Annotated in this window: 20 protein-coding genes; 13 read left to right on the forward strand and 7 right to left on the reverse strand. The window is 72.2% G+C overall.

Going from position 1 to position 20,565, the window contains the following annotated elements:
* Positions 1 to 22: 22 nt before the first annotated feature.
* Positions 23 to 1,237: a low temperature requirement protein A gene (locus tag GA0070620_RS28795; protein WP_157741726.1), complete on the reverse strand. Its 1,215-nt coding sequence runs from the start codon at positions 1,235 to 1,237 to the stop codon at positions 23 to 25.
* 136 nt (positions 1,238 to 1,373) lie between these two features.
* On the opposite strand from GA0070620_RS28795, the gene dnaG reads away from it, so the two are divergent.
* Both dnaG and GA0070620_RS28805 read left to right on the forward strand, forming a co-directional pair.
* Positions 1,374 to 3,245 carry a DNA primase gene (dnaG, locus tag GA0070620_RS28800; protein WP_091596051.1) on the forward strand — a complete coding sequence of 624 codons (1,872 nt, stop codon included), beginning with the start codon at positions 1,374 to 1,376 and terminating at the stop codon, positions 3,243 to 3,245.
* Between the two features lies 1 nt (position 3,246).
* The gene (locus GA0070620_RS28805; protein WP_091596053.1) at positions 3,247 to 3,783 is read left to right on the forward strand and encodes a hypothetical protein; all 537 of its coding nucleotides are present in this window, start codon (positions 3,247 to 3,249) and stop codon (positions 3,781 to 3,783) included.
* Positions 3,784 to 3,931: 148 nt separating this feature from the next.
* Here the strand turns inward: GA0070620_RS28805 and GA0070620_RS28810 are convergent, their stop codons facing one another.
* A complete protein-coding gene (locus GA0070620_RS28810) occupies positions 3,932 to 4,381 on the reverse strand; it encodes a hypothetical protein (protein WP_091596055.1) in 450 nt (149 codons plus the stop codon).
* A gap of 63 nt (positions 4,382 to 4,444) precedes the next feature.
* Between GA0070620_RS28810 and GA0070620_RS28815 the strand changes: the two genes are divergently transcribed.
* On the forward strand, positions 4,445 to 5,422 hold the full coding sequence (locus GA0070620_RS28815) for a helix-turn-helix transcriptional regulator (RefSeq protein ID WP_091596057.1): 978 nt from the start codon (positions 4,445 to 4,447) through the stop codon (positions 5,420 to 5,422).
* 122 nt (positions 5,423 to 5,544) lie between these two features.
* Here the strand turns inward: GA0070620_RS28815 and GA0070620_RS28820 are convergent, their stop codons facing one another.
* Both GA0070620_RS28820 and GA0070620_RS28825 read right to left on the reverse strand, forming a co-directional pair.
* Positions 5,545 to 6,564 (reverse strand): TAXI family TRAP transporter solute-binding subunit, encoded by a 1,020-nt coding sequence (locus GA0070620_RS28820; RefSeq protein ID WP_091596059.1) that lies wholly within the window; start codon positions 6,562 to 6,564, stop codon positions 5,545 to 5,547.
* Positions 6,561 to 8,897, reverse strand: coding sequence for a TRAP transporter permease (locus GA0070620_RS28825; protein WP_231922002.1), 2,337 nt, complete (start codon positions 8,895 to 8,897; stop codon positions 6,561 to 6,563). Before GA0070620_RS28825 ends, GA0070620_RS28820 begins: the two co-directional genes overlap by 4 nt.
* Before the next feature lie 104 nt (positions 8,898 to 9,001).
* On the opposite strand from GA0070620_RS28825, the gene GA0070620_RS28830 reads away from it, so the two are divergent.
* On the forward strand, positions 9,002 to 9,934 hold the full coding sequence (locus GA0070620_RS28830) for an ABC transporter ATP-binding protein (RefSeq protein WP_091596061.1): 933 nt from the start codon (positions 9,002 to 9,004) through the stop codon (positions 9,932 to 9,934).
* A gap of 13 nt (positions 9,935 to 9,947) precedes the next feature.
* On the opposite strand, the gene GA0070620_RS28835 is transcribed toward GA0070620_RS28830, so the two are convergent.
* Positions 9,948 to 10,208 carry a flavin reductase gene (locus GA0070620_RS28835; RefSeq protein ID WP_231922003.1) on the reverse strand — a complete coding sequence of 87 codons (261 nt, stop codon included), beginning with the start codon at positions 10,206 to 10,208 and terminating at the stop codon, positions 9,948 to 9,950.
* 231 nt (positions 10,209 to 10,439) lie between these two features.
* Between GA0070620_RS28835 and GA0070620_RS28840 the strand changes: the two genes are divergently transcribed.
* Together GA0070620_RS28840 and GA0070620_RS28845 are read left to right on the forward strand one after the other, a co-directional pair.
* On the forward strand, positions 10,440 to 11,243 hold the full coding sequence (locus GA0070620_RS28840) for a helix-turn-helix domain-containing protein (protein ID WP_231922004.1): 804 nt from the start codon (positions 10,440 to 10,442) through the stop codon (positions 11,241 to 11,243).
* Positions 11,234 to 11,422, forward strand: coding sequence for a DUF397 domain-containing protein (locus GA0070620_RS28845; protein ID WP_091596065.1), 189 nt, complete (start codon positions 11,234 to 11,236; stop codon positions 11,420 to 11,422). Before GA0070620_RS28840 ends, GA0070620_RS28845 begins: the two co-directional genes overlap by 10 nt.
* Positions 11,423 to 11,574: 152 nt before the next feature.
* On the opposite strand, the gene GA0070620_RS28850 is transcribed toward GA0070620_RS28845, so the two are convergent.
* Positions 11,575 to 11,913 carry a hypothetical protein gene (locus GA0070620_RS28850; RefSeq protein ID WP_091596067.1) on the reverse strand — a complete coding sequence of 113 codons (339 nt, stop codon included), beginning with the start codon at positions 11,911 to 11,913 and terminating at the stop codon, positions 11,575 to 11,577.
* A 49-nt stretch (positions 11,914 to 11,962) separates the two neighbouring features.
* Positions 11,963 to 12,280 (reverse strand): PadR family transcriptional regulator, encoded by a 318-nt coding sequence (locus GA0070620_RS28855; protein WP_091596068.1) that lies wholly within the window; start codon positions 12,278 to 12,280, stop codon positions 11,963 to 11,965.
* 158 nt (positions 12,281 to 12,438) lie between these two features.
* On the opposite strand from GA0070620_RS28855, the gene GA0070620_RS28860 reads away from it, so the two are divergent.
* The 7 genes from GA0070620_RS28860 to GA0070620_RS28890 all read left to right on the forward strand — a co-directional run bounded on the left by GA0070620_RS28860 (position 12,439) and on the right by GA0070620_RS28890 (position 20,550).
* Complete coding sequence (locus GA0070620_RS28860; RefSeq protein WP_091596070.1) at positions 12,439 to 13,239, forward strand: ABC transporter permease; 801 nt, start codon at positions 12,439 to 12,441, stop codon at positions 13,237 to 13,239.
* Positions 13,240 to 13,248: 9 nt separating this feature from the next.
* The gene (locus GA0070620_RS28865) at positions 13,249 to 14,058 is read left to right on the forward strand and encodes an ABC transporter permease (RefSeq protein ID WP_091596072.1); all 810 of its coding nucleotides are present in this window, start codon (positions 13,249 to 13,251) and stop codon (positions 14,056 to 14,058) included.
* A gap of 66 nt (positions 14,059 to 14,124) precedes the next feature.
* Positions 14,125 to 15,198, forward strand: coding sequence for a YihY/virulence factor BrkB family protein (locus GA0070620_RS28870; RefSeq protein WP_091596074.1), 1,074 nt, complete (start codon positions 14,125 to 14,127; stop codon positions 15,196 to 15,198).
* 243 nt (positions 15,199 to 15,441) lie between these two features.
* Complete coding sequence (locus GA0070620_RS28875; RefSeq protein ID WP_091599531.1) at positions 15,442 to 16,620, forward strand: ROK family protein; 1,179 nt, start codon at positions 15,442 to 15,444, stop codon at positions 16,618 to 16,620.
* Positions 16,621 to 16,765: 145 nt separating this feature from the next.
* Positions 16,766 to 18,277, forward strand: a complete 1,512-nt coding sequence (locus GA0070620_RS28880; RefSeq protein WP_172836632.1) for a sugar ABC transporter ATP-binding protein — start codon at positions 16,766 to 16,768, stop codon at positions 18,275 to 18,277.
* The gene (locus tag GA0070620_RS28885) at positions 18,274 to 19,398 is read left to right on the forward strand and encodes an ABC transporter permease (RefSeq protein WP_091596076.1); all 1,125 of its coding nucleotides are present in this window, start codon (positions 18,274 to 18,276) and stop codon (positions 19,396 to 19,398) included. Before GA0070620_RS28880 ends, GA0070620_RS28885 begins: the two co-directional genes overlap by 4 nt.
* A 93-nt stretch (positions 19,399 to 19,491) precedes the next feature.
* Positions 19,492 to 20,550 carry a substrate-binding domain-containing protein gene (locus tag GA0070620_RS28890; protein WP_091596078.1) on the forward strand — a complete coding sequence of 353 codons (1,059 nt, stop codon included), beginning with the start codon at positions 19,492 to 19,494 and terminating at the stop codon, positions 20,548 to 20,550.
* Positions 20,551 to 20,565 lie beyond the last annotated feature (15 nt).

Below are 20,565 nucleotides of genomic sequence, written 5' to 3' on the forward strand. Positions count from 1 at the left end.
GGCGAGGAGATCGGACGTCGGTTCAGTCGGCGACGGTGAGTTCGCCCGGCGGCTGCCTCGACCGTTCGCTGTTCAGCAGGACGGTGAACAGCACTGCGTACCCAGCGATCACCGCGCTGAGTAGCACCAGCAGCAGGTGCGGCGCGGAGACGGCCAGGGCGAGCGCCCAGATCGCGGCGGCGGCGCCCCCGAAGAGCAGCGCGGCGGAGAGCGAGACCCGGATCGACAGCCAGTACAGGCCCAGCCCGGAGACGATCCAGAGGGTGGACGCGCCGGCGAGCAGCAGGCGTACCTCCTGGGTCATCGGGATCTCCCCGTGGATCGCCCGCACCGTCTGCCCGAGCGCCCACCCGAGCAGCAGCAGGCCGCTGCCGAGCGAGTAGTGCAGGTAGGCGTAGGGCTGGCCGCCGCGTAGCCGGCGGATCGGGATGCCACTGGTGACGAAGGTGGCGTAGATCCACCAGATAGCCCCCGGCACGATGGCGGCCAGCGCCGCGGTGAGCGCCATCTTCTGGTCCGGGTGGTCCGGCACCGTGGCGAGCAGGTTGGCCACCATGCTGCCGAGCACGATGATGACGAACTGGCCGACCCGCTCCGGCAGGTGCCGGACGTCCACCGGCCACCGGCTCAGCCAGCGGTAGCCGATCCAGGGCGTGGCGAGCTCGATCACCGTCCCGGTGATCCAGAACGCCGGCCGCAGGTGCCCGGGGACGGCCAGTGAGGCCAGCCAGATCAGCCAGCCGAGCCCGAAGCCGATCAGGTAGACGACGGTGCCCGCCCGGGCCACCTTGCTCTGGGGGCGGCCCCGGATGTAGAGCAGGAGCAGCACGCCACGGACGATCAGGTAGCCGACCGGCAGCATCTCGCCGTCGGGCACCTCGTCCACCCCGAGGGTGATCGCTCCGGCGCCGAGCAGCGCGAACAGCAGCAACAACCGGTGCGGCAGGTCGTCCGCCTCGTACCGGGTGGCGTAGTAGGCGTGCCCCACCCAGGCCCACTGCACCAGCAGGAAGAGCCCTATAACGGCGACCACGCCAGCGGGTCGGGGGGTGGGATCGTCGCCGAGCCGGTCGACCACGGCCGCCAGGGCGAAGACGAAGATCACGTCGAAGAAGAGTTCGAACCAGGTGGCGTGCCGGTGGCCGGACTCGTCGACGATGCTGGCCGCCGGCCGCACCGCGATCAACCGACCGGCCAGCCGGGTCCAGCGGGCCCCGTCGCCCCGTCGCCACCGCATGCGTACATGCTCGCCGAGCGGGTCGGGTCTCTGGGACGGAACAGTCCAAAGCGGGCGCGGTCCGCGCCACACCGCGCGCCCCCGCCCGTACGTCGTCGGTCCGGCAGGGCAGGATGTACGCCGAGGGGGTGCATCCATGGCTGGCCGGATCCGGGACGAGGACATCGCGCTGGTCCGCGAGCGCACCTCGATCGCGGAGGTCATCTCCGACACGGTGACCCTGAAGCCGGCGGGCGCCGGAAACCTCAAGGGTCTCTGCCCGTTCCACGACGAGAAGAGCCCGTCGTTCAACGTCTCGCCCGGGCGCAACGTCTGGTACTGCTTCGGCTGCGGCGCCGGCGGCGACGCGATCAAGTTCCTGATGGACGCCGACCACCTCAGCTTCGTCGAGGCGGTCGAGCGGCTCGCCGCCCGGGCCGGCATCCAACTGCGCTACGTCGAGGCCGACAACTCCGCCCCCCGCGCCCGACCGCAGCAGGGGCAGCGGCAGCGGCTCGTCGCCGCGCACGCCGCCGCCGTCGACTTCTACCGCGCCCAGCTCACCACCGCCGGCGCGCGCCCGGCGCGGGAGTTCCTGGCCGCCCGTGGCTTCGACCGGGCCGCCGCCGAGCGCTACGGCTGCGGCTTCGCCCCGGACGCCTGGGACCTGCTCACCAAGCACCTGCGGCAGCAGGGCTTCACCGCCGACGAGCTGACGACCGCCGGGCTGTCCCGCCCGTCGCGCTCCGGGTCGCTGATCGACCGGTTCCGACGGCGGCTCATGTGGCCCATCCGGGACATCACCGGTGACGTGATCGGCTTCGGTGCCCGCAAGCTCTTCGACGACGACGACGGCCCGAAATACCTGAACACTCCCGAGACGCCGATCTACAAGAAGTCGCACGTGCTCTACGGCATCGACCAGGCCAAGCGTGAGATCGCCAAGCAGGGCAAGGTGGTCGTCGTCGAGGGCTACACCGACGTGATGGCCTGCCACCTGGCCGACGTGCCGACGGCGGTCGCCACCTGCGGCACCGCCTTCGGCGCCGACCACATCGCCGTGCTGCGCCGGGTGCTCCTCGACAGCGACGAACGGGCCGGCGAGATCATCTTCACCTTCGACGGCGACGCCGCCGGGCAGAAGGCCGCGCTGCGGGCCTTCGAGGACGACCAGCGCTTCGTCGGGCGTACCTTCATCGCGGTCAGCCCCGACAACATGGACCCGTGTGAGCTGCGGCTGGCCAAGGGCGACCTGGCCGTCCGCGACCTGGTCGCGCGCCGCGAGCCGCTGGTCGACTTCGCGCTGCGGCACGTGATCAGCCGTTACGACCTCGACACCGTCGACGGCCGGGTGGAGGCGATGCGCCGGGCCGCGCCGCTGGTCGCCAAGCTGAAGGACCGGGAGAAGCGTCCGGAGTACGTCCGCAAGCTCGCCGGTGACCTGGGCATGGAGATCGAGCCCGTGCAGCGGGCGGTGCTGGCCGCGGCGTCGGCCCCCGCCGGCCGGGAGGCCGCGGCGCCGGCACCCCGACCGGCCAACCCCGAGCCGAGCGTGGACAGCCCGCAGTCGATGGTCGAACGGGAGGCGTTGAAGCTCGCCCTGCAGCAGCCCGTGCTGGCCGGGCCGATGTTCGACGCGGTGGAGGCGAACGAGTACCGGCACCCGGTGCACGTCGCGGTCCGCGAGGCCGTCGCGGCGGCCGGCGGGGCGTCCACGGCCGCCGGCGGCGCCGTGTGGATCGAGTCGGTGCGGGACGCCGCACCGGACCTCGCCGCCCAGGCCCTCGTCGCCGAGCTGGCAGTCGAGCCGCTGCGGATCGACGGCGAGCCGGACCCGCGGTACGTGTCGGTGACCATGGCCCGCCTCCAGTGGGGGTCGGTGACCGGCCGGATCCGGGACCTGAAGTCCCGCATCCAGCGGATCAACCCGGTCAGCAACAAGGACGAATACTTCGCGCTCTTCGGCGAGCTGCTGTCCCTCGAACAGCACGCCCGGGCGTTGCGGGAACAGGCCGCGGGAGGGCTCTGAGATGGGACTGTTCCACCGCCGGCCCAAGCTGCCGCCGGCCGACCGGCCACCGCTGGCGCCCGACGAGCGAGTGCTGGCCTGGGCCGCGGCCGGCAACGGCGAGGGCGACGGTGTGCTGGTGGCCAGCAACCTCGGGCTCTGGCTGCCCGGCCGGGGTCACCGGCTCGGCTGGCACGACCTGATCAAGGCGGTCTGGTCCGGCCGCGAGCTGACCGTCACCCCGGCCGCGCAGCACGCCGACCGGGGCGACTACCTGGTGGTCGCCGACGCCCCCGCGGAGACCTACCTGCTGCTCGACCCGGGCGACCTGCCGCACCAGGTGCGGGCCCGGGTCACCCGCTCGGTGGCGTACACGCAGCACCACCCGGTCCCCGGCGGCAGCGGCCGGATCGCGGCCCGCCGCGTGCCCGGCGTGGACGGTCTCACCTGGACGGTCCGCTACGACCCGGGCACGCCGGTCGACGACGCCGAGGTGGTCGCCGAGACCGACCGGCTGGTCGCCGCGGCCCGGGCCGCCACCGCCCCCGCCGACGTCTGAGCCGGCGGGAGCGGCGTCCTGCGCTACCGGCAATGCCGGGTAGTTGAGCGGGGACCTGCCGAATGTGCGGACACTTCGCTCGTCCGTGTTTGTTTGGGCGAATGAAGCGGCGTTTGGGGCGGCTCGGCCCTTGGCCGAGCCGCTTTGGTCAGGCTCGGGTGAATTGCATGACCCAGTTGGACTCCCAGGTCTGTCCGCCGTCGGGAGAGAACTCCTGCTCCCATCGCGCCGAGGTGGGTGTGATGTCGGACCAGATGAAGTGTGCCTTGATCGGTTTGCCCTCGTGCGTGTCGTCGCCGTAGAAGTCGCCGCGGCCGTCGCTGAAGGTGCCGACGACCGGCGGGAAGAGCAGGCCTGTGCGGCTGTTCGCCCAGTAGATCGACCATTCCTCTCGCTCGGTGTCGAACAGGCGCAGAGTGAAGCCGCGGCTGCCGAGTGTCGGGAAAATGATCTCTTCGGTGTTGCCGGCACCGTTGAAGATCGGCTGGCAGGTTGTGGTGCCGGGGAAGGTCTCCCAGTCGTCGCTGTCAACGAACAGCGTCCTGAGCCGGCGGTTGACCACGTTCCACGAGCCGACGAAGAAGTCGAAGTCATTCATGTCAACGATCGTGGTGGACTACCCCTGACAGCTTCTGTCAGTGGGTTTGGCAGACTGTCTCGGGTGCGCGCGAGCCGACTGCTGTCCCTGCTGCTGTTGCTGCAGAACCGGGGACGGATGAGTGCCACACAACTGGCCGCGGAACTCGGTGTCACCGCCCGGACCGTCTACCGCGACGTCGAGGCCCTCGCCACTGCGGGTGTGCCGATCTACGCAGAGCAGGGCCCAGCCGGCGGATACCAGCTCATGGACGGCTACCGCACCCGGCTGACCGGTATGACCGCCGATGAGGCGGAGTCGCTGTTCCTGACCGGCATGCCGCAGCCGGCCGCCGAACTGGGTCTGGGCGCCCAGGTGGCCGCTGCCGAACTCAAGCTGATGGCGGCCTTGCCGACCCCGTACCGGGACGCGTCGATGCGAATCCGGCAGCGTTTCCACCTTGACGCACGCGGCTGGTACCGGGAGCCCGACGCGGTGCCACACCTGCTCGCCGTCGCCGAGGCACTCTGGCAGGACCAGACCATCGAAGTCCGCTACCGCCGCTGGGCGCCCCGGCCCGGCGAGGTCACCCGGCGGCTGCACCCGCTGGGACTCGTGCTCAAAGCCGGGGTCTGGTATCTGGTCGCCGCGGGACGCGGCCAGCCGCGTACCTACCGCGTCTCGGCGATCGTGGACCTTCGCCCGCTGCCCGAGACAGTCACCCGGCCGGACAGTTTCGATCTGGCGGACTTCTGGCGTGCCCATGTCGAACGGTACGAGCGGGCTGACACCGACCAGGTCGCCGTTGTGCGCCTGACCCCGAACGGGGTCACCGCCCTCCCCGATGTCCTCGGTCCAAAGGCCGCCCGGCTGGCCCTTCACACCCTCACACCCGCCGACCGGGACGGCTGGCACCAAGCCACCATCCCCATGGAGAACGTGCCACACACCGCCGCAACTCTGCTCCGCCTCGGCCCGAACGCCCAGGCCCTCGCGCCCACGCAGCTGGTCGCCCACCTGACCGACACAATCCAGGAGATGGCCCGCCTCTATCCCGCTTGACCAACACGAGCAACTTCACGACGGCCAGCGCACACTCATGGCCGCGAGGAGCGCGGCGTGCTGATCTGCCGGGAGGCGGGCGCCGGCAGACTGCTTGCCGGTAACCGAGCGTGGCATTGGCGCTAGCGGGCGCCCAGGTCCTGCAACGCCTTGTCCGCACCGCGGTGCAGCGCCACCGGATCGGTCTTGCGGGCGTTGTCCAGGCTGATGCCCTTCGCGGCCGGGTTCGCCTGCGCGAGCGCGTCCCTGCGCTCGAACAGGGTGCGGGTGATGGCGCAGGCGACGTTCGCGTCCAGGTCCTTGCGCACCAGCAGCACGTTCGGCACCACGATGGTCGGGGTGTCGGTCGGGGTGCGGTATGCGTCCTTGCCGATCGTGCCCGCCTGGTAGGCGGGGTTCAGCTCGGCCATCTTCGGCAGCAGCGGCGTGATGTCGAGGAAGCGCACCTTGTCGCCGGCCGTGGTGAACAGGTCGGTCAGGCCACCCGTGGGCAGGCCACCGGACCAGAAGAAGCCATCGATGCTGCCGTCCTTCACGCCGTCGACCGTCTTGCCGAGGTCGAGCCGCTGCGCCTGGATGTCCTTCGCCGGGTCGAGGCCGGCCGCCTCCAGCAGCCGGTTGGCGATGACCTCGGTGCCCGACTTCGGGGATCCGGTGGAGATCCGCTTGCCCCTCATGTCGGCGACCGAGGCGATGCCGGCGTCGGCGCGGACGACCACCTGCGTGTAGTTGTCGTAGATCCGGGCCAGCGCCTCGACCGGCTGCGCCGCGGTGAAGCTGCCCTTGCCCTGCACCGCGTTGACGGCGGTGTCGAAGAGCGAGAAGGCCACGTCGTACTGGCCGGCGACGAGCTGCTCGATGTTCTGCACCGAGGCACCGGTCTCCGCGGCGGTGCCGGTCAGCTTGCCGCCGGTGGCGCTGGACAGCTGCCCGGCGAGGGCGTTGCCGACCACGTAGTAGACGCCGGTGGCGTTGCCGGTCGCGATGCCGACCCGGGTCTCCCGGGTCACCTCGCAGGTGACCTCGCTGCTCGCGTCGTCCTTGGCCGCCCCGCCCTGCTTGCCGCCGCAGCCCACGGCGCCCGCCGCGACGAGCGCGAGCACCCCCACCGCCGCCCCGAGCCGAGTCTTCGTCCCGCTCACTGTCCTACCTCCCTGAGGTCCGCCGGTGATCCGGCCCGCGACCCGCCGTCCCGTCCGGCGGTCCCGCGTCGTACGAACACCCCCGCCACCGCTACGGCGGCCAGGCCGACGCCGATCGCCACGGGCACGGGGTCGAGCCAGAGCAGTGCCACGCCGCCGAGCGCGGCGAGCAGTCGTTCCGGGGCGCCGGCCGGGCCGACACCGGGCAGCCACCCGCCCGCCGCGACGGCCAGCACGGCGACGCTGAGCGCCACGACCAGGCCCGCCACCGCGATGCGTCCGGGCCCGCCGATGCCGAGCAGCCCCAGCCCGGCCGGCGTGATCACGAAGGCGATCGGCGTCAGGTAGGCCGGCAGCGCGTAGCGCAGGGTCTGCCACATGGTGGGCACCAGCCGACCGCCGGTGACCGCGGCGGCCGCGACGGCGGCGAGCGCGGTCGGCGGGGACACCTCGGAGAGCGCCGCGAAGTAGAAGACGAACATGGCGGCGGCCGGCACGGCCACCCCCAGGTCGATCAGGGCCGGCCCGATGATCACCCAGCCGATCACGAACGAGGCGGTGACCGGCACGGCGAGCCCCAACAGGCTGAGCGCGATCGCGGCGAGCACCGCGGTCAGCACCAGGACCAGGGTCGGGTCCGAGGTCACCGCGCGGGCGCCGTCCACCAGCAGCGCCGCTGCCTGCGGGCCGAGGCCGGTCTTCGTGGTGGTCGCCGTGATGATTCCGGCCGCCGCGCAGACGGCCGCCACGGCGAGCACGCCGCGTACGCCGGTGGCCAGGGCGGTCAGCAGTCGCAGCGGGGTGAGCCGGTGCGCGCGGTCCAGGAGGGACAGCAGGGCCGCCAGCGCGGTCGCGAGGACCACCGCCCGGGTCGCCGAGACGCCCACGGCGAGCAGCCCGACGATGACGATCAGCGAGGCGAAGTGATAGCCGAACCGGGCCAGCAGTCGCCACGGCGAGACGGCGTCGATGACCACCGGGCGTACGCCGGAGCGCCGGGCGTCGATCTCGACGGAGAGCAGGATGCCCAGGTAGTAGAGGATCGTCGGCACCGTCGCCCAGCCGAGCACCTGGAGGTAGGAGACGCCCAGGTATTCAGCGATGATGAACGCCGCCGCGCCCAGCGTCGGCGGGGAGAGGATCGCGCCCACACCGGCCGCCGCCAGCATGCCGCCGGCCCGCTCCGGCGGGTAGCCGGCCCGGCGCAGGATCGGCCAGGTGACCGCGCCGATGCTCACCGTCGTCGCCGCGCCCGATCCGGAGACCGTGCCGAGCAGGAACCCGGAGGCGACGGCCGTGCGCCCGGCGGCCGTGCGGGACCGGCGGAACGCCGCGGCCGACAGCTCCACGAAGAACCGTCCCGCGCCGGAGAGGTCGAGCACCGCGCCGTAGATGGTGAACAGCACGATGTACGAGGCGGCCACGTCGAGCGGGGTGCCGTAGAAGCCGCTGTCGGAGTTGTAGAACGCGTCGACCAGCTGGCTGAAGTCGAGCCCCGCGTGCGCCACCGGCCAGGACTGGGGGAGCAGCCCGCCGTAGTAGCCGTAGCCGAGGAAGAGCACGCAGACCGCGGGCAGGACCCACCCGGTGGTGCGCCGGCACGCCTCCAGCAGCAGCAGGAGCAGCACGGTGCCCATGACCAGGTCGAGCGGCACGAGCAGGCCCTGCCGGTCGAGGAAGGCGTCGTAGCCGCCGCCGCCCGAGCCGACGGCGACCGGCAGCACGGGGTAGAGGCAGGCGGCCACCGCCAGCAGCGCCAGCGCCCAGTCGGCGACGGTGGGGCGGGCGCGGATCGGTCCCCGGTCGACGGTCGGCTCGGCGGTGCCGGTCGTCCGGCGGCGTCGCAGCCGCTCGCGCAGCCGCAGGTCGGCGGGGTAGGCGAGGAAGACCAGCGGCAGGATGCCCGCCAGGAAGATGATCAGGTAATACTTGCTGCCCTGCGGCAGCGGCCGGAACACCTGCCACAGCGCGAGCACGCCGACCGCGACGGCCGCCCCGGCGACGAGCAACCCGACCGGCCCGGTCAGCACCCGGCCCGGCTTCTCGTCCTCGAACTGGGCGGCCAGTTCGGGTGCCACCGCCGGCACCGCCGGCCGCCCGACCCGCGTGCCGTCGTCGGGGCCCGCGCCTTCGCCGTGGTGGCCCGACTGCTCGCGGCTGCCGGTTCCCGGCGGCTCGCCGTCGTGCCGGACCGCCTGCTCGCCGCCCCCGGTCTCCGCCTGCTCGCCGTCGTCCCGTGCCGCGCGCTCGTCGCCGGGGGCGGCGCGTTCGCCCTCGTGCGGGGGCTTGCGCGGCGTCGGTGGCGAGCCGTCGGAGGAACGGGTGGTCGACACAGAGGGACGATACACGTCGATGGGTTCCCGGCGGGGGCGCCGCGAGCGGCGGGGCGGCCGTAATTCAGGTGGGCTTGTCGGACCCGGTGGCTAGGGTCTGACAGGTGACCACGGCTCAACCCCTCATCCAGGCCCGAGGGCTGGTGAAGCGGTTCGGCGACTTCACCGCCGTCGGCGGCATCGACGTCGAGGTGCGGCCCGGCGAGGCGTTCGGCTTCCTCGGGCCGAACGGCGCCGGCAAGTCCTCCACCATGCGGATGGTCGGCTGCATCTCGCCACCCAGCGGTGGGGAGCTGCGCATCCTCGGCATGGACCCGGTGGCCGACGGGCCGGCGATCCGCGCCCGGCTCGGCGTCTGCCCCCAGCTCGACAACCTCGATCCCGAGCTGACCGTGCGGGAGAACCTGACCACCTACGCGCGCTATTTCGGCATCCCCCGGCGGGTGGCCCGGGAGCGGGCGGCGGAGCTGCTCGACTTCGTCCAGCTGACCGAGCGGGCCGACAGCAAGGTCGAGCCGCTCTCGGGTGGCATGAAGCGGCGGCTCACCATCGCCCGCGCGCTGGTCAACGAGCCCGACATCGTGCTGCTCGACGAGCCGACCACCGGGCTCGACCCGCAGGCCCGGCACCTGGTGTGGGAGCGGCTGTTCCGGCTCAAGCAGCAGGGCGTGACGCTGGTGCTCACCACGCACTACATGGACGAGGCAGAGCAGCTCTGCGACCGGCTCGTGGTGATGGACGGGGGCCGCATCGTCGCCGAGGGTTCGCCGCGGGCGCTGATCGAGCGACACTCGACCCGCGAGGTGGTGGAGCTGCGCTTCGCCGCCGAGTCGCAGGAGGCGTTCGCCGGCAAGCTCGACGGGCTGGGGGAGCGCGTCGAGGTGCTGCCCGACCGCATCCTGCTCTACGTCGCCGACGGCGACGCGGCGCTGGCCGAGGTGCACGCGCTGGGCCTCGCCCCGGCCAACGTGCTGGTCCGGCGCAGCAGCCTGGAGGACGTGTTCCTGCACCTCACCGGCCGCACGCTGGTCGACTGAGGCGCCGAGCCGTTCACCGGCCCCGGGCCCAGCCGAGGAAACGGTCGGTCAGGCGGTCGTGGTCGGCGAGGTCGCCGGTCGCCTCCTCGAGCAGCGTGGCGAGGTAGACCAGCAGACCCGTGCGGTTGCCCCGATACTCGCCCAGCAGCGCCAGCCGGGCCGCCGAGCAGGGCCACGCGGCGCCGCACCCGCGGCACCGCCAGGACGGGCGCGCCGCCACGTGCGGACGGTAGCGGGGCATCAGCGCCCCCCGCCGGTCGGCCGGCGACGGCATCGCCTGAAGCTGAGTCTCATGAGGACCCTCCGTCGAGGTGGGAGGGGGCGCCGACGGACCTCGCCGTCCGTCGGCGCCCCGGCCTGGTTCCGCCCGCCGTCCGATCCCGTGAGCGGTTCCGCTGCGTGACAGTCTGGTGAGCAGCCGACTACGGTGGGAGGTTCCGCACGCCGACGACCAGCGCGTACGGCAGCCGTGCCCCGGCGGTACGAGGATGTACGGAGGGTGTCCGTGGAGGGTTCGTCCATGCTGGACCACTTCGCCGAGGAGCTGCGGTTGGCGCGGGCGACCAGTGGCCTGTCGCAGAGCGCGTTGGCCGAGGCGCTCAGCTACTCAGGCGCGCTGGTCGCCAAGGTGGAGACCTCGGAGCGGCGACCGAGCCTCGACTTCGCCCGCCGCTGCGACGTGGTCTTCGGTGCGGCGGGCCGGTTCGAGCGCATCCAGCGCCGGATCAGCCGGGAGACGGTGGTGCCGTGGTTCCGGGACTGGGCCGGCATCGAGCAGGAGGCCAGTGCGCTGCGCTGGTTCGAGCCGCTCTACCTGCCGGGCCTGGTGCAGACCGAGGGCTACGCCCGCGCGGTCCTGGCCGGCGCCGGCCTGTTCGGGACGGACGAGATCGAGCAGCAGGTGACCGCGCGGCTCGATCGGCAGGGCGTGCTGACCCGGGACCGGCCGCCGCTGCTCAGCGTGGTCGTCGACGAGCACACGCTGCGGCGGCGCGTCGGCGGGCCGGAGGTGATGCGGGAGCAGTTGCGCCACCTGGTGAAGGCCGCGACGGCGCTGCCCCGGGTCCGGATCCAGGTCGTGCCGCTGTCGGCCGGTGCGTACGCTGGGCTCGATGGTCCCTTCGTGATCGCCACCGCGCCCGCCGGGGAGGACGTCGTCTACCTGGACGGCCAGCGCCACGGGCAGGTCATCGACCGGTCCGACTACGTGCGGCAGATGGTCGAGGTGTGGGAGTCGATCCGCGGTGAGGCACTATCGCAGCAGCAGTCCCTCGACCTGATCGCGGAAGTGGCGGAGACATGGACCTGACCGGCGCCCGGTGGCGCACGAGCACCCGCAGCAACGGCAGCGGCGGCGCCTGCGTGGAGGTCGCGGACAACCTCCCCGGTGTGGTGGCCGTCCGCGACTCCAAGGACCCGTCCGGCCCCGTGCTGGCCTTCACGCCCGACGCCTGGCGGGTGTTCGTGGCGCGCGGCGTCCGGCGGTAGCGCGCCCCGCCACCGTTCGGGGGACCGGGTGGTCGACCGCGCCGCCCGGGGCGCGGGCCGTCGGCGGCTCAACCATCCCGTCCGGACGGTGGGACCGCGTCGCATCGGGCCGCCGGGGTGGGTAGCTGGTCGCCTCGGTCCGCCGGGGTGGGTCACTGGGCGAGCAGCAGCCCCAGGCCGCTGAGCAGGGCCATGCCGGACAGCGCGGCGAGCGTGACGGCACGCCGGCGGGCGGTGCGTCCGCCGACGAGGCGCAGGGCGAGAGCGAGCGGACCGATGGGAAGCACGGGCGTCTCCTTCCGGGTGGTGACGGTCATCAGGGCGGCGGCGACGGCGGTGCCCGCCGCGATCCGCAGGGGTGACAGGTCGAGTTCGGCGGCGCCGCGAACGTCGGCACGCCACTGTTCGAGGTGGCGGGCGCGCTGCTCGGGGTCGGGCAGCAGCGCCGCCGTGCAGCGGACGAGGGCCAGGGCGACGGTGAGCCGGTTCATGCCGTGACCCCGCCCGGGTCGTGGGCGGTGTGCCCCGCTGTCCGGCGGCTCATCCCGCCGCCCGGGGTCGGGTGGACCGCAGGGCGGTGCGGCCGGCCGTCGCCCGGGCGCAGACCCGGCGTGCCTCGGCGGCGCCGTCCACGGTGAGCCGGTACATCCGTCGACGGGGGCCGCGTCGCTCGGTCTCCGCCTCCCAGGCGGAGGTGACCCAGCCGTGCCGCTCCAGGCGGTCGAGGAGGGGATAGACGCTGCCGGACGGCCGCCCGGTCACCTTGATGATCTCCAGCCCCCAGCGCGGCTCGTCGCTGTCGAGCAGCACCCGCAGCACGTCGACGGTGGCGGCGCCGATCCGTCCGAGCGGTTCCATGCCGCTCAGACTACCTATGTAGATTAAGGTTGTCACCGGGTCGCCCGAAACTGCCGCGACACGTACGCCGGCCGGTCGTATGGTGGCTCGGGCCTGTCGTACCCCCGGGGTAGGAAGGCGTGGCGGAGCGACGGCGACCCGGGGGTGATCGCGTGAGTGTGGCACGACAGGCGGGGGAGCGGGCGCGTCCGTCGCCGCCCCGGGTGCCGGCGCTGGCGGTGCTGCACTACTACCTGGTCGGCTACCGGCGCACCTGGCGGGCCGGTGTCTTCTCCTCGTTCCTGCTGCCGGTGCTGACCGTGCTCGGGTTCGGCGTCGGTGTCGGCGCCTACATCGACCAGGGCGTCGACGGGGTGAGCTACCTCGACTGGTTGGTCCCCGGGCTGATCGCCTCGACCGCCCTCCAGGTGGCGATCGGCGACGCGACCTGGCCGGTGTTCAGCAACTTCCAGTGGATCAAGACCTACTTCGCGCAGGGCGCCGCGCCGCTGCGGGTCGGCGACATCCTGGCCGGTCACCTGCTCTACGTGCTGTTCCGGGTGCTCACCACCATCACGGCGTTCCTGCTGGTCACCGGGGTGTTCGGTGCGCTGCGCTCGCCCTTGGCGGTGGCGGCCCTGCCGGTGGCGGCGCTGCTCGGTCTGGCCGTGGCCGCGCCGACCTTCGCCTACAGCGCGGCGGTCGACAGCGACAGCTGGCTCGCCATGTTGTTCCGCTTCGCGGTCATCCCGATGACGCTGTTCGCCGGCGTGTTCTTCCCGGTCGAGAGCCTGCCGGAGGCGCTGCGCTGGCTGGCCTACGCGACGCCGTTGTGGCACGCGGTCGATCTCTGCCGGGCGGCGACGCTCGGTGTCGCTCCGCAGTGGTCGGTCGTCGGCCACCTGCTCTATCTCGTGGCCTGGGCGTTCGGCGGGTGGCTGCTCGCCCACCGGGTCTTCCGTCGTCGGCTCGTGGTCTAGGAGGGTCTCGTGGTCAGCCTGGTGCTGCCCCGGCTGGTCGACGTCTCGGCCGCGTCCCGGCGCTCGGCCTCGGTGGCCGAGCGCAACGTCGCGGCCCTGAAGTCGGTCTACTGGCTGCTGCTCGTGTCCGGCTTCGTCGAGCCGCTGCTCTACCTGCTCTCCATCGGCGTGGGCGTCGGGGCGCTGGTCGGCGACCTCACGCTGCCCGGCGGCCAGGTGGTGACCTACGCGGCGTTCGTCGCGCCGGCGATGCTCGCCTCGTCGGCGATGACGGGTGCGCTCGCGGAGACCACCTTCAACTTCTTCGGCAAGATGAAGTACATGAAGCTGTACGACGGGGTGATCGCCACCCCGGTACGGCCGTTCGAGATCGCCCTCGGTGAGCTGGGCTGGGCGATGCTGCGGGGCAGCGCCTACTCGGCCGCCTTCCTCGTGGTGATGGCCGCGACCGGCCTGACCAGCGCGGCGCGGGCGGTCACCGCGTTCCCGGCCGCCGTGCTGGTGGGCTTCACCTTCGGGGCGCTCGGCATGGCGCTGTCGACCTTCATGCGCAGCTGGCAGGATTTCGACCTCATGGGCTCCGCCCAGTTCACGCTCTTCCTCTTCTCCGGCACGTTCGTGCCCGCGGAGGCCTATCCGGCCGTGCTGCGTTGGCTGGTCGAGGTCACCCCGCTCTACCGGTCGGTGCACCTGATCCGGGGGATCTCGCTCGGCACCGCCGGTTGGGGTTGGCTGCTCGACGTGCTCTACCTGGTCGTCGTGATGACGCTGGGGCTGCTGGTCGCGTCGCGTCGGATGGGACGGTTGCTCTACAAGTAGCTGGTTATCCGCCGCCGTTGTCGGGGCATGTCCAGGGCGAGACCACCGACGACGAGGGAGGGCGGGATGACCGCCGACGAGTCCTCCGCCCGCAGCGGGCGTGACCGGGACGACAGCGCGGAGCCGGGTGCGGCGGCGACCGGGGGCGCGAGCGGACGCCGGGACCCGTCGCCGGTGGGGCCGGACGAGGGGCCCCAGAGCCCGACCAAACTGCCCGGCACGGGGTGGAAGGCGGCCCTGCGGCGGACGGTCCGGGAGTTCCAGGACGACAACCTGACCGACTGGGCGGCGGCCCTGACCTACTACGGGGTGCTCTCCATCTTCCCCGGCCTGCTGGTGCTGATCTCCATCCTCGGCCTCCTCGGGTCGGGCGCCACCGAGAGCGTCCGGGACACGGTGAGCCAGGCGATCCCCGAGGGCAACATCCAGCGGATCCTGGAGCAGGCGATCGACCAGGCGAAGCAGTCCGGTGGGCTGGCCAGCCTCGCCGCGGTGCTCGGTCTGCTCGCCGCCTTCTGGTCCGCCTCCGGCTACATCGCGGCCTTCATGCGCGCCTCCAACGCCATCTACGACGTGCCGGAGGGGCGGCCGATCTGGAAGACGCTGCCGATCCGGGTCGGCGTGACCGCGGTGGTCGGCGTGCTGCTGCTGGTCAGTGCGGTGATCGTGGTCTTCACCGGCCGCCTGGCCGAGGCGGCCGGTGACGCGATCGGGCTCGGCTCCACCGCGGTGACGGTCTGGAACATCGCGAAGTGGCCGGTGCTGCTGGTGCTGGTCAGCCTGATGTTCGCCATCCTCTACTGGGCCTCGCCCAACGCCCGGCACGGCGGCTTCCGCTGGGTCAGCCCGGGCGGCGTGCTGGCCGTCGTGATCTGGCTGGTGGTGTCCGGCCTGTTCGCCTTCTACGTGACGAACTTCGGCTCGTACAACAAGACGTACGGGACGCTCGCCGGCGTGATCATCTTCCTGGTCTGGCTGTGGCTGACCAACATCGCGATCCTGCTCGGTGCCGAGTTCGACGCCGAGTTGGAACGCAGCCGGGCGATCGCGGCCGGGCACGACGCCGACGAGGAGCCGTACGTGGAGCTGCGTGACGACCGCAAGCTCCGCAAGAAGCAGAAGCGCGGTCGCGCCGGCTGAGCGCGGGGCGCGTACCGACCGCGACCACCCCTTCACCGAGAGAGTGGCCTCCCGTCCGGGGCGGCCACTCTTTCCTTGATCCACTATTAGCTTTTGCTCGTTCGGACAAAAGTTGGAGACGGAATGGCTGAAGCTCTGGACACGCGGCTCGGAAGGCTCCTACTGTGTCGGGCACAACACATCGCGGTTGCGTCGATACGACGTGACCCGATGTGACAGGACCGCGAGGCGGAGGTGATCCCGGTGCGGACGGAAGACCCGCTGCACGTACGCCTCCTGCGGTTGCTCCGCGACGAGGGCGCGGCGTCCCGGGCCGAGCTCGGCGACCGCCTGGAGATGCCCCGCCCCCGACTGTTGGCCGAGTTGGACCGCCTGGTCGCGCTGGGTTACGTGTCCGAGGCCGGCCTGGCCGCCTCGCGGGGCGGCCGACGGTCCACCCTGGTGGAACTCAGCCCGCACCTGCGCTTCGCCGCCGTCGACCTCGGCGCCAGCTCGATGGATGTCGAGGTGGTGAACGGCCGGCTCGAGCCCGTCGCGGCCTACGCCGAGCCCGCCGACATCCGCTCCGGCCCGAAGCTGATCCTCCAGCGGGTCAACGAACTGCTGGACAAGGCCAAGGTGGACGGCGCCTACGAGCGGCTCGACGCGGTCGGCATCGGGGTCCCGGGGCCGGTGAGTTTCCGTGACGGCGTGCCCGTCTCGCCGCCGATCATGCCCGGCTGGGACCGGTTCCCGGTGCGCGAGCTGCTCACCCGCGAGCACGGCTGCCCGGCGGTCGTGGACAACGACGTCAACATCATGGCGATCGGCGAGCGGCACGGCGGCGTCGCTCACTCCGTCGACGACTTCCTGTTCGTGAAGATCGGCACCGGCATCGGCTGCGGGATCTATCTCAGCGGCGAGGTCTACCGGGGCACCGACGGCTGCGCCGGCGACATCGGCCACATCCAGGTCGACTCACACGGTCCGATGTGCTCCTGCGGCAACGTCGGCTGCCTGGAGGCGCTGTTCAGCGGGGCCGCGCTGGCCAAGGACGCGACCGTCGCGGCGCGCGCCGGGGTCTCGCCCGCGCTGGCCGAGCGCCTGGCCGCGAACGGCACGGTGACCGCGCTGGACGTCGCCGAGGGCGCCGTCGAGGGGGACGTCACCTGCATCCAGCTCATCCGGGACGGGGGTCGGCGCGTCGGCGGGGTGCTGGCGGGCCTGGTCAGCTTCACCAACCCGTCCATGATCGTGATCGGCGGTGGGCTGGCCCAGCTCGGGCACATCCTGCTCGCCGAGATCCGCAGCGTGGTCTACCGCCGGTCGCTGCCACTGGCCACCGGCAACCTGCCCGTCGTCCTCTCCGAGCTCGGTCCGCGGGCGGGGGTGGCCGGCGCGGCGGTGCTCGCCAGCGACGTGGCCTTCGGGGAGGCGTCGTGACGGTGTTCTTCGGGGAGGCGTCAAGCGAGAGCGGGAGGAGGGCGTGGTGACCGAGCGCGAACCAGGAGAGCCGGTCGGGGGTGCGCACGGCGGAACGCCGGACGCACCACTGGTCGAGGCTCCGGCCGACACCGTCGCGGGGGAGGTGGTGCTGCGACTCACGGATGTGGTCAAGACCTTCCCGGGCGTCCGCGCGCTGGACGGCGTGCAGTTGGAGGTCCGCGCGGGCGAGGTGCACTGCCTGCTGGGTCAGAACGGCGCCGGCAAGTCGACCCTGATCAAGGTGCTGGCCGGTGTGCACCGCCCCGACTCCGGCCTGGTCGAGTGGCGCGGCGAGCCGGCGAGCTTCGCCAACCCGCAGGCCGCCATGCGCGCCGGCATCGCCACCATCTACCAGGAGCTCGACCTGGTCGAGGACCTCTCCGTCGCGGAGAACGCCTTCCTCGGCCACGAGCCGCGCCAACTGGGCTTCGTCCGGCGGGGCAACATGGCCCGGCGTACGCGGCAGATCCTCGGCCGGCTCGGCCACGCCGAGATCCCGCCAGGGCGCATGGTCCGGCGACTGCCCGCCGCCGGCAAGCAGATCGTCAGCATGGCCCGCGCGCTGTCCCACGAGGCGCGACTGATCATCATGGACGAGCCGAGCGCGGTGCTCGCCCACGACGAGGTCGGCAACCTGTTCCGGATCATCCGTGAGCTGACCGCCCAGGGCATCGCCGTCATCTACATCTCCCACCGGCTGGAGGAGATCCGCGAGATCGGCGACCGGGTGACCGTCCTCAAGGACGGCCGGACGACGGCGGCGAACCTGCCGGCCCGCGACACCCCGACCCGCGACCTGGTGAGCCGGATGACCGGCCGCACCATCGAGTATGTCTTCCCGGACCGCCCGGAGGAGGAGTCGACGGGCGCGGAGCTGCTGGAGGTGGACGGTCTGAGCCGCTCCGGCGAGTTCGCGGACGTGTCGCTGCGGGTCCGGGCCGGTGAGATCGTCGGCATCGCGGGCCTGGTCGGCTCCGGCCGTTCCGAGCTGCTGGAGACCATCTACGGCGCCCGCCGGCCGGAGGCCGGCACGGTGCGGATGTCCGGCCAGACGTTGCGGCCGGGCAGCGTCGGCGCGGCGGTCCGCGCCGGCATGGGCATGGCCCCGGAGGAGCGCAAGAGCCAGGCGCTGCTGCTCGGCGACCCGATCTACCGCAACATCACCCTGGCCACCTTCGCCCGGTACGCCCGCGCCGGCTTCACCAACGCGGCGGCGGAGCGCGCCGAGGCGGACCGGATCGCCGACAGCCTGGAGCTGCGTCCCCGCGACGTCCGGCGGCCGGTGCGCACCCTCTCCGGCGGCAACCAGCAGAAGGTCGTGGTCGGGCGCTGGCTGCTCGGCGACACGAAGCTGCTGCTGCTGGACGAGCCGACCCGGGGTGTGGACGTCGGCGCGCGCGCCGAGCTCTACCAGGTCATCCGCGCCCTGGCCGCACGCGGCGTCGGGGTGCTGCTGGTCTCCAGCGAGGTCCCGGAGGTGCTCGGCCTGGCCGACCGCGTGCTGGTGATGCGGGAGGGGCGCGTCGTCCGCGAGGCTCCGGCCCACGAACTCGACGAGAACACCGTCCTCGACCTCGTCATGGCGGGGTCCCTGATGGAAGGCGTGGCGGCATGAGTGAAGTGACCGATACGACCGCGACGCCGGAGCGGGCGTCGCAGCTACCGGCCCAGTCGCCGCCGGTGGACCCGGCGGAGACGGCGGCCGCGGCCGACCACGCCAGGACGGCGCCGAGGCTGTCCTGGTGGCGCGGCGAGGGCGGCGAGGGAGCCAAGCGCAACCTGGCCCTCATCGGTGTGCTGGCGGTGCTGATCGTGATCGGCGCCGTCACCCGCTCCGACCTGTACTCCAACCCGGACTGGGTGTGGGACAACATTCTCAGCATCCTCCAGCTCGCCTCCGTGGTCGGCGTCGTGACCGTCGGCATGACCTTCGTGATCATCGGTGGCGGCATCGACCTGTCGGTCGGCGCGATCGTCGCGCTCGCCGGGGTGTGGGCCACCACGGTGGCCACCCAGAGCTACGGCACCGGCGGCATGATCTTCTGCGCGCTCACCGTCGGGCTCGCGGTGGGCCTGGTCAACGGCCTGCTCATCTCGTACGGCCGGCTGGTGCCGTTCATCGCCACCCTGGCGATGCTGGTCGCCGCCCGGGGCCTGGCGGCGGAGATCTCCGACAAGCAGACGCAGGTCTCCGAGAACACGTTCATCAACGGCATCGCCAGCACGAAGGTGCTCGGCATCCCGCTGCTGGTCTACATCCTGGCCGCGGTGGTGATCGCCGGTTGGGTGCTGCTCAACCGCACCACCTTCGGCCGCCGCACCGTCGCCGTGGGTGGCAACCCGGAGGCGGCCCGACTGGCCGGCATCAACGTCAAGCGGCACACCGTGCTGCTCTACGGGCTCTCCGGCCTCTGCTGCGGCATCGCCGCGATCATGCTCACCGCCCAGGCCACCTCGGCCCAGGCGGCGATGGCAAACCTCTACGAGCTGGACGCGATCGCCGCCGCGATCATCGGCGGCACGCTGCTCAGCGGCGGGCGGGGCACGATCATCGGGTCCCTGCTCGGCGTGATCATCTTCTCGACGATCACCAACCTCTTCGCGATCAACGGCCTCTCCACGGAGGCCCAGAACATGGTCAAGGGCGGCATCATCGTCGCGGCCGTCCTGATCCAGCAGGTGCAGTTCGGCAGCCTCAGTCAGTTCCTCGGGCGTAACAAGCTCACCACCACCTGACCCACCGCAGCACACCGGTCCACCGCGCGAACGACGGTGGCCTGGCCCCACGCACCCTTTTTCCCTCACACCACCGCGAACATGGAGGTCGTCATGACCCAGCACAGTGGCGATGTGTCCCGCCGCCGTCTGCTCTTCGGCGGGGCCGCCGTCGGCGCCGGCGTGCTGCTCGCCGGCTGCACCAGCAACGAGAGCGCGCCCACCGCCGCGCAGACCAAGGGCGCCGACGCCGCCGCGGGCGGCAACGCGGAGCCCGGCAAGAAGGTGGTCGTCGCCTTCTCCGCCCCGGCCGCCGACCACGGCTGGCTCGCCGCCATCACCACCAACGCCAAGGCGCAGGCCGGCGCGTACTCCGACGTGGAGTTCAAGACGGTCGAGGCCGGCGCGGACGCCGCGGCCCAGCGGGCGGCGATCTCGACGCTGGTCTCGCAGAAGCCGGACATCATCGTGATGCTCCCGCACGACGGCAAGGAGCTGAACGCCGCCGGTCTGGAGGCGATGAAGGCCGGCATCCCGGTGGTCAACCTGGACCGGGCCTTCCCCGACGCGCTCGCCTACCGCCTCCAGATCAAGGGCGACAACTACGGCATGGGTGTGGCCGCGGCCCACTACATCGTCGACCAGCTCAAGGCCAAGAACGTCAGCAACCCGGTGATCGCCGAGATCGCCGGCATGGACGAGCTGGAGCTGACCCAGGAGCGCTCGAAGGGCTTCGCCGACACGCTGGCCCAGAACGGGCTCAAGGTCGCGAACCGGCGCGCCGCGCGGTTCACCGCTGACTCCGGGCAGGCGGAGGCGTCGCAGCTGCTGCGGGCGCTTCCGAAGATCGACGCGGTCTGGAACCACGACGACGATCAGGGCATCGGCGTGCTGGCCGCGATCAACCAGGCCAACCGCAAGGAGTTCTTCATGGTCGGCGGCGCCGGCTCGAAGAAGGCGATCGCGGACATCAAGGCGGACAACACGGTCCTCAAGGCCACTGTCACCTACAGCCCGTCGATGGCCTCGTCGGCCATCTCGCTCGCGCGCCTGATCGCGCAGGGCAAGGGCATGTCGGACCTGGTGGAGCTCCAGGTGCCCAAGGAGATCATCCTCGCCTCCGAGACGATCACGAAGGAGAACGCGAGCAACTACGAGAAGCTCGGGTTCTGATACACGGGGGGAGAC

Origin of the sequence: Micromonospora krabiensis (genome assembly GCF_900091425.1) — a bacterium.
GTDB classification, from domain to species: domain Bacteria; phylum Actinomycetota; class Actinomycetes; order Mycobacteriales; family Micromonosporaceae; genus Micromonospora; species Micromonospora krabiensis.

Bases quoted from the DNA above. Each gene is read 5' to 3' on its own strand.
- GA0070620_RS28855 (WP_091596068.1), bottom strand. From the start codon at position 12,280: ATGGAACCGCTCGGACGGATCGGCGCCGCCACCGTCGACGTGCTGCGG.
- GA0070620_RS28805 (WP_091596053.1), top strand. From the start codon at position 3,247: ATGGGACTGTTCCACCGCCGGCCCAAGCTGCCGCCGGCCGACCGGCCA.
- GA0070620_RS28885 (WP_091596076.1), top strand. From the start codon at position 18,274: ATGAGTGAAGTGACCGATACGACCGCGACGCCGGAGCGGGCGTCGCAG.
- GA0070620_RS28795 (WP_157741726.1), bottom strand. From the start codon at position 1,237: ATGCGGTGGCGACGGGGCGACGGGGCCCGCTGGACCCGGCTGGCCGGT.
- GA0070620_RS28850 (WP_091596067.1), bottom strand. From the start codon at position 11,913: ATGAACCGGCTCACCGTCGCCCTGGCCCTCGTCCGCTGCACGGCGGCG.
- GA0070620_RS28810 (WP_091596055.1), bottom strand. From the start codon at position 4,381: ATGAATGACTTCGACTTCTTCGTCGGCTCGTGGAACGTGGTCAACCGC.
- GA0070620_RS28835 (WP_231922003.1), bottom strand. From the start codon at position 10,208: ATGCCGTCGCCGGCCGACCGGCGGGGGGCGCTGATGCCCCGCTACCGT.
- GA0070620_RS28870 (WP_091596074.1), top strand. From the start codon at position 14,125: ATGACCGCCGACGAGTCCTCCGCCCGCAGCGGGCGTGACCGGGACGAC.
- dnaG (WP_091596051.1), top strand. From the start codon at position 1,374: ATGGCTGGCCGGATCCGGGACGAGGACATCGCGCTGGTCCGCGAGCGC.
- GA0070620_RS28890 (WP_091596078.1), top strand. From the start codon at position 19,492: ATGACCCAGCACAGTGGCGATGTGTCCCGCCGCCGTCTGCTCTTCGGC.
- GA0070620_RS28845 (WP_091596065.1), top strand. From the start codon at position 11,234: ATGGACCTGACCGGCGCCCGGTGGCGCACGAGCACCCGCAGCAACGGC.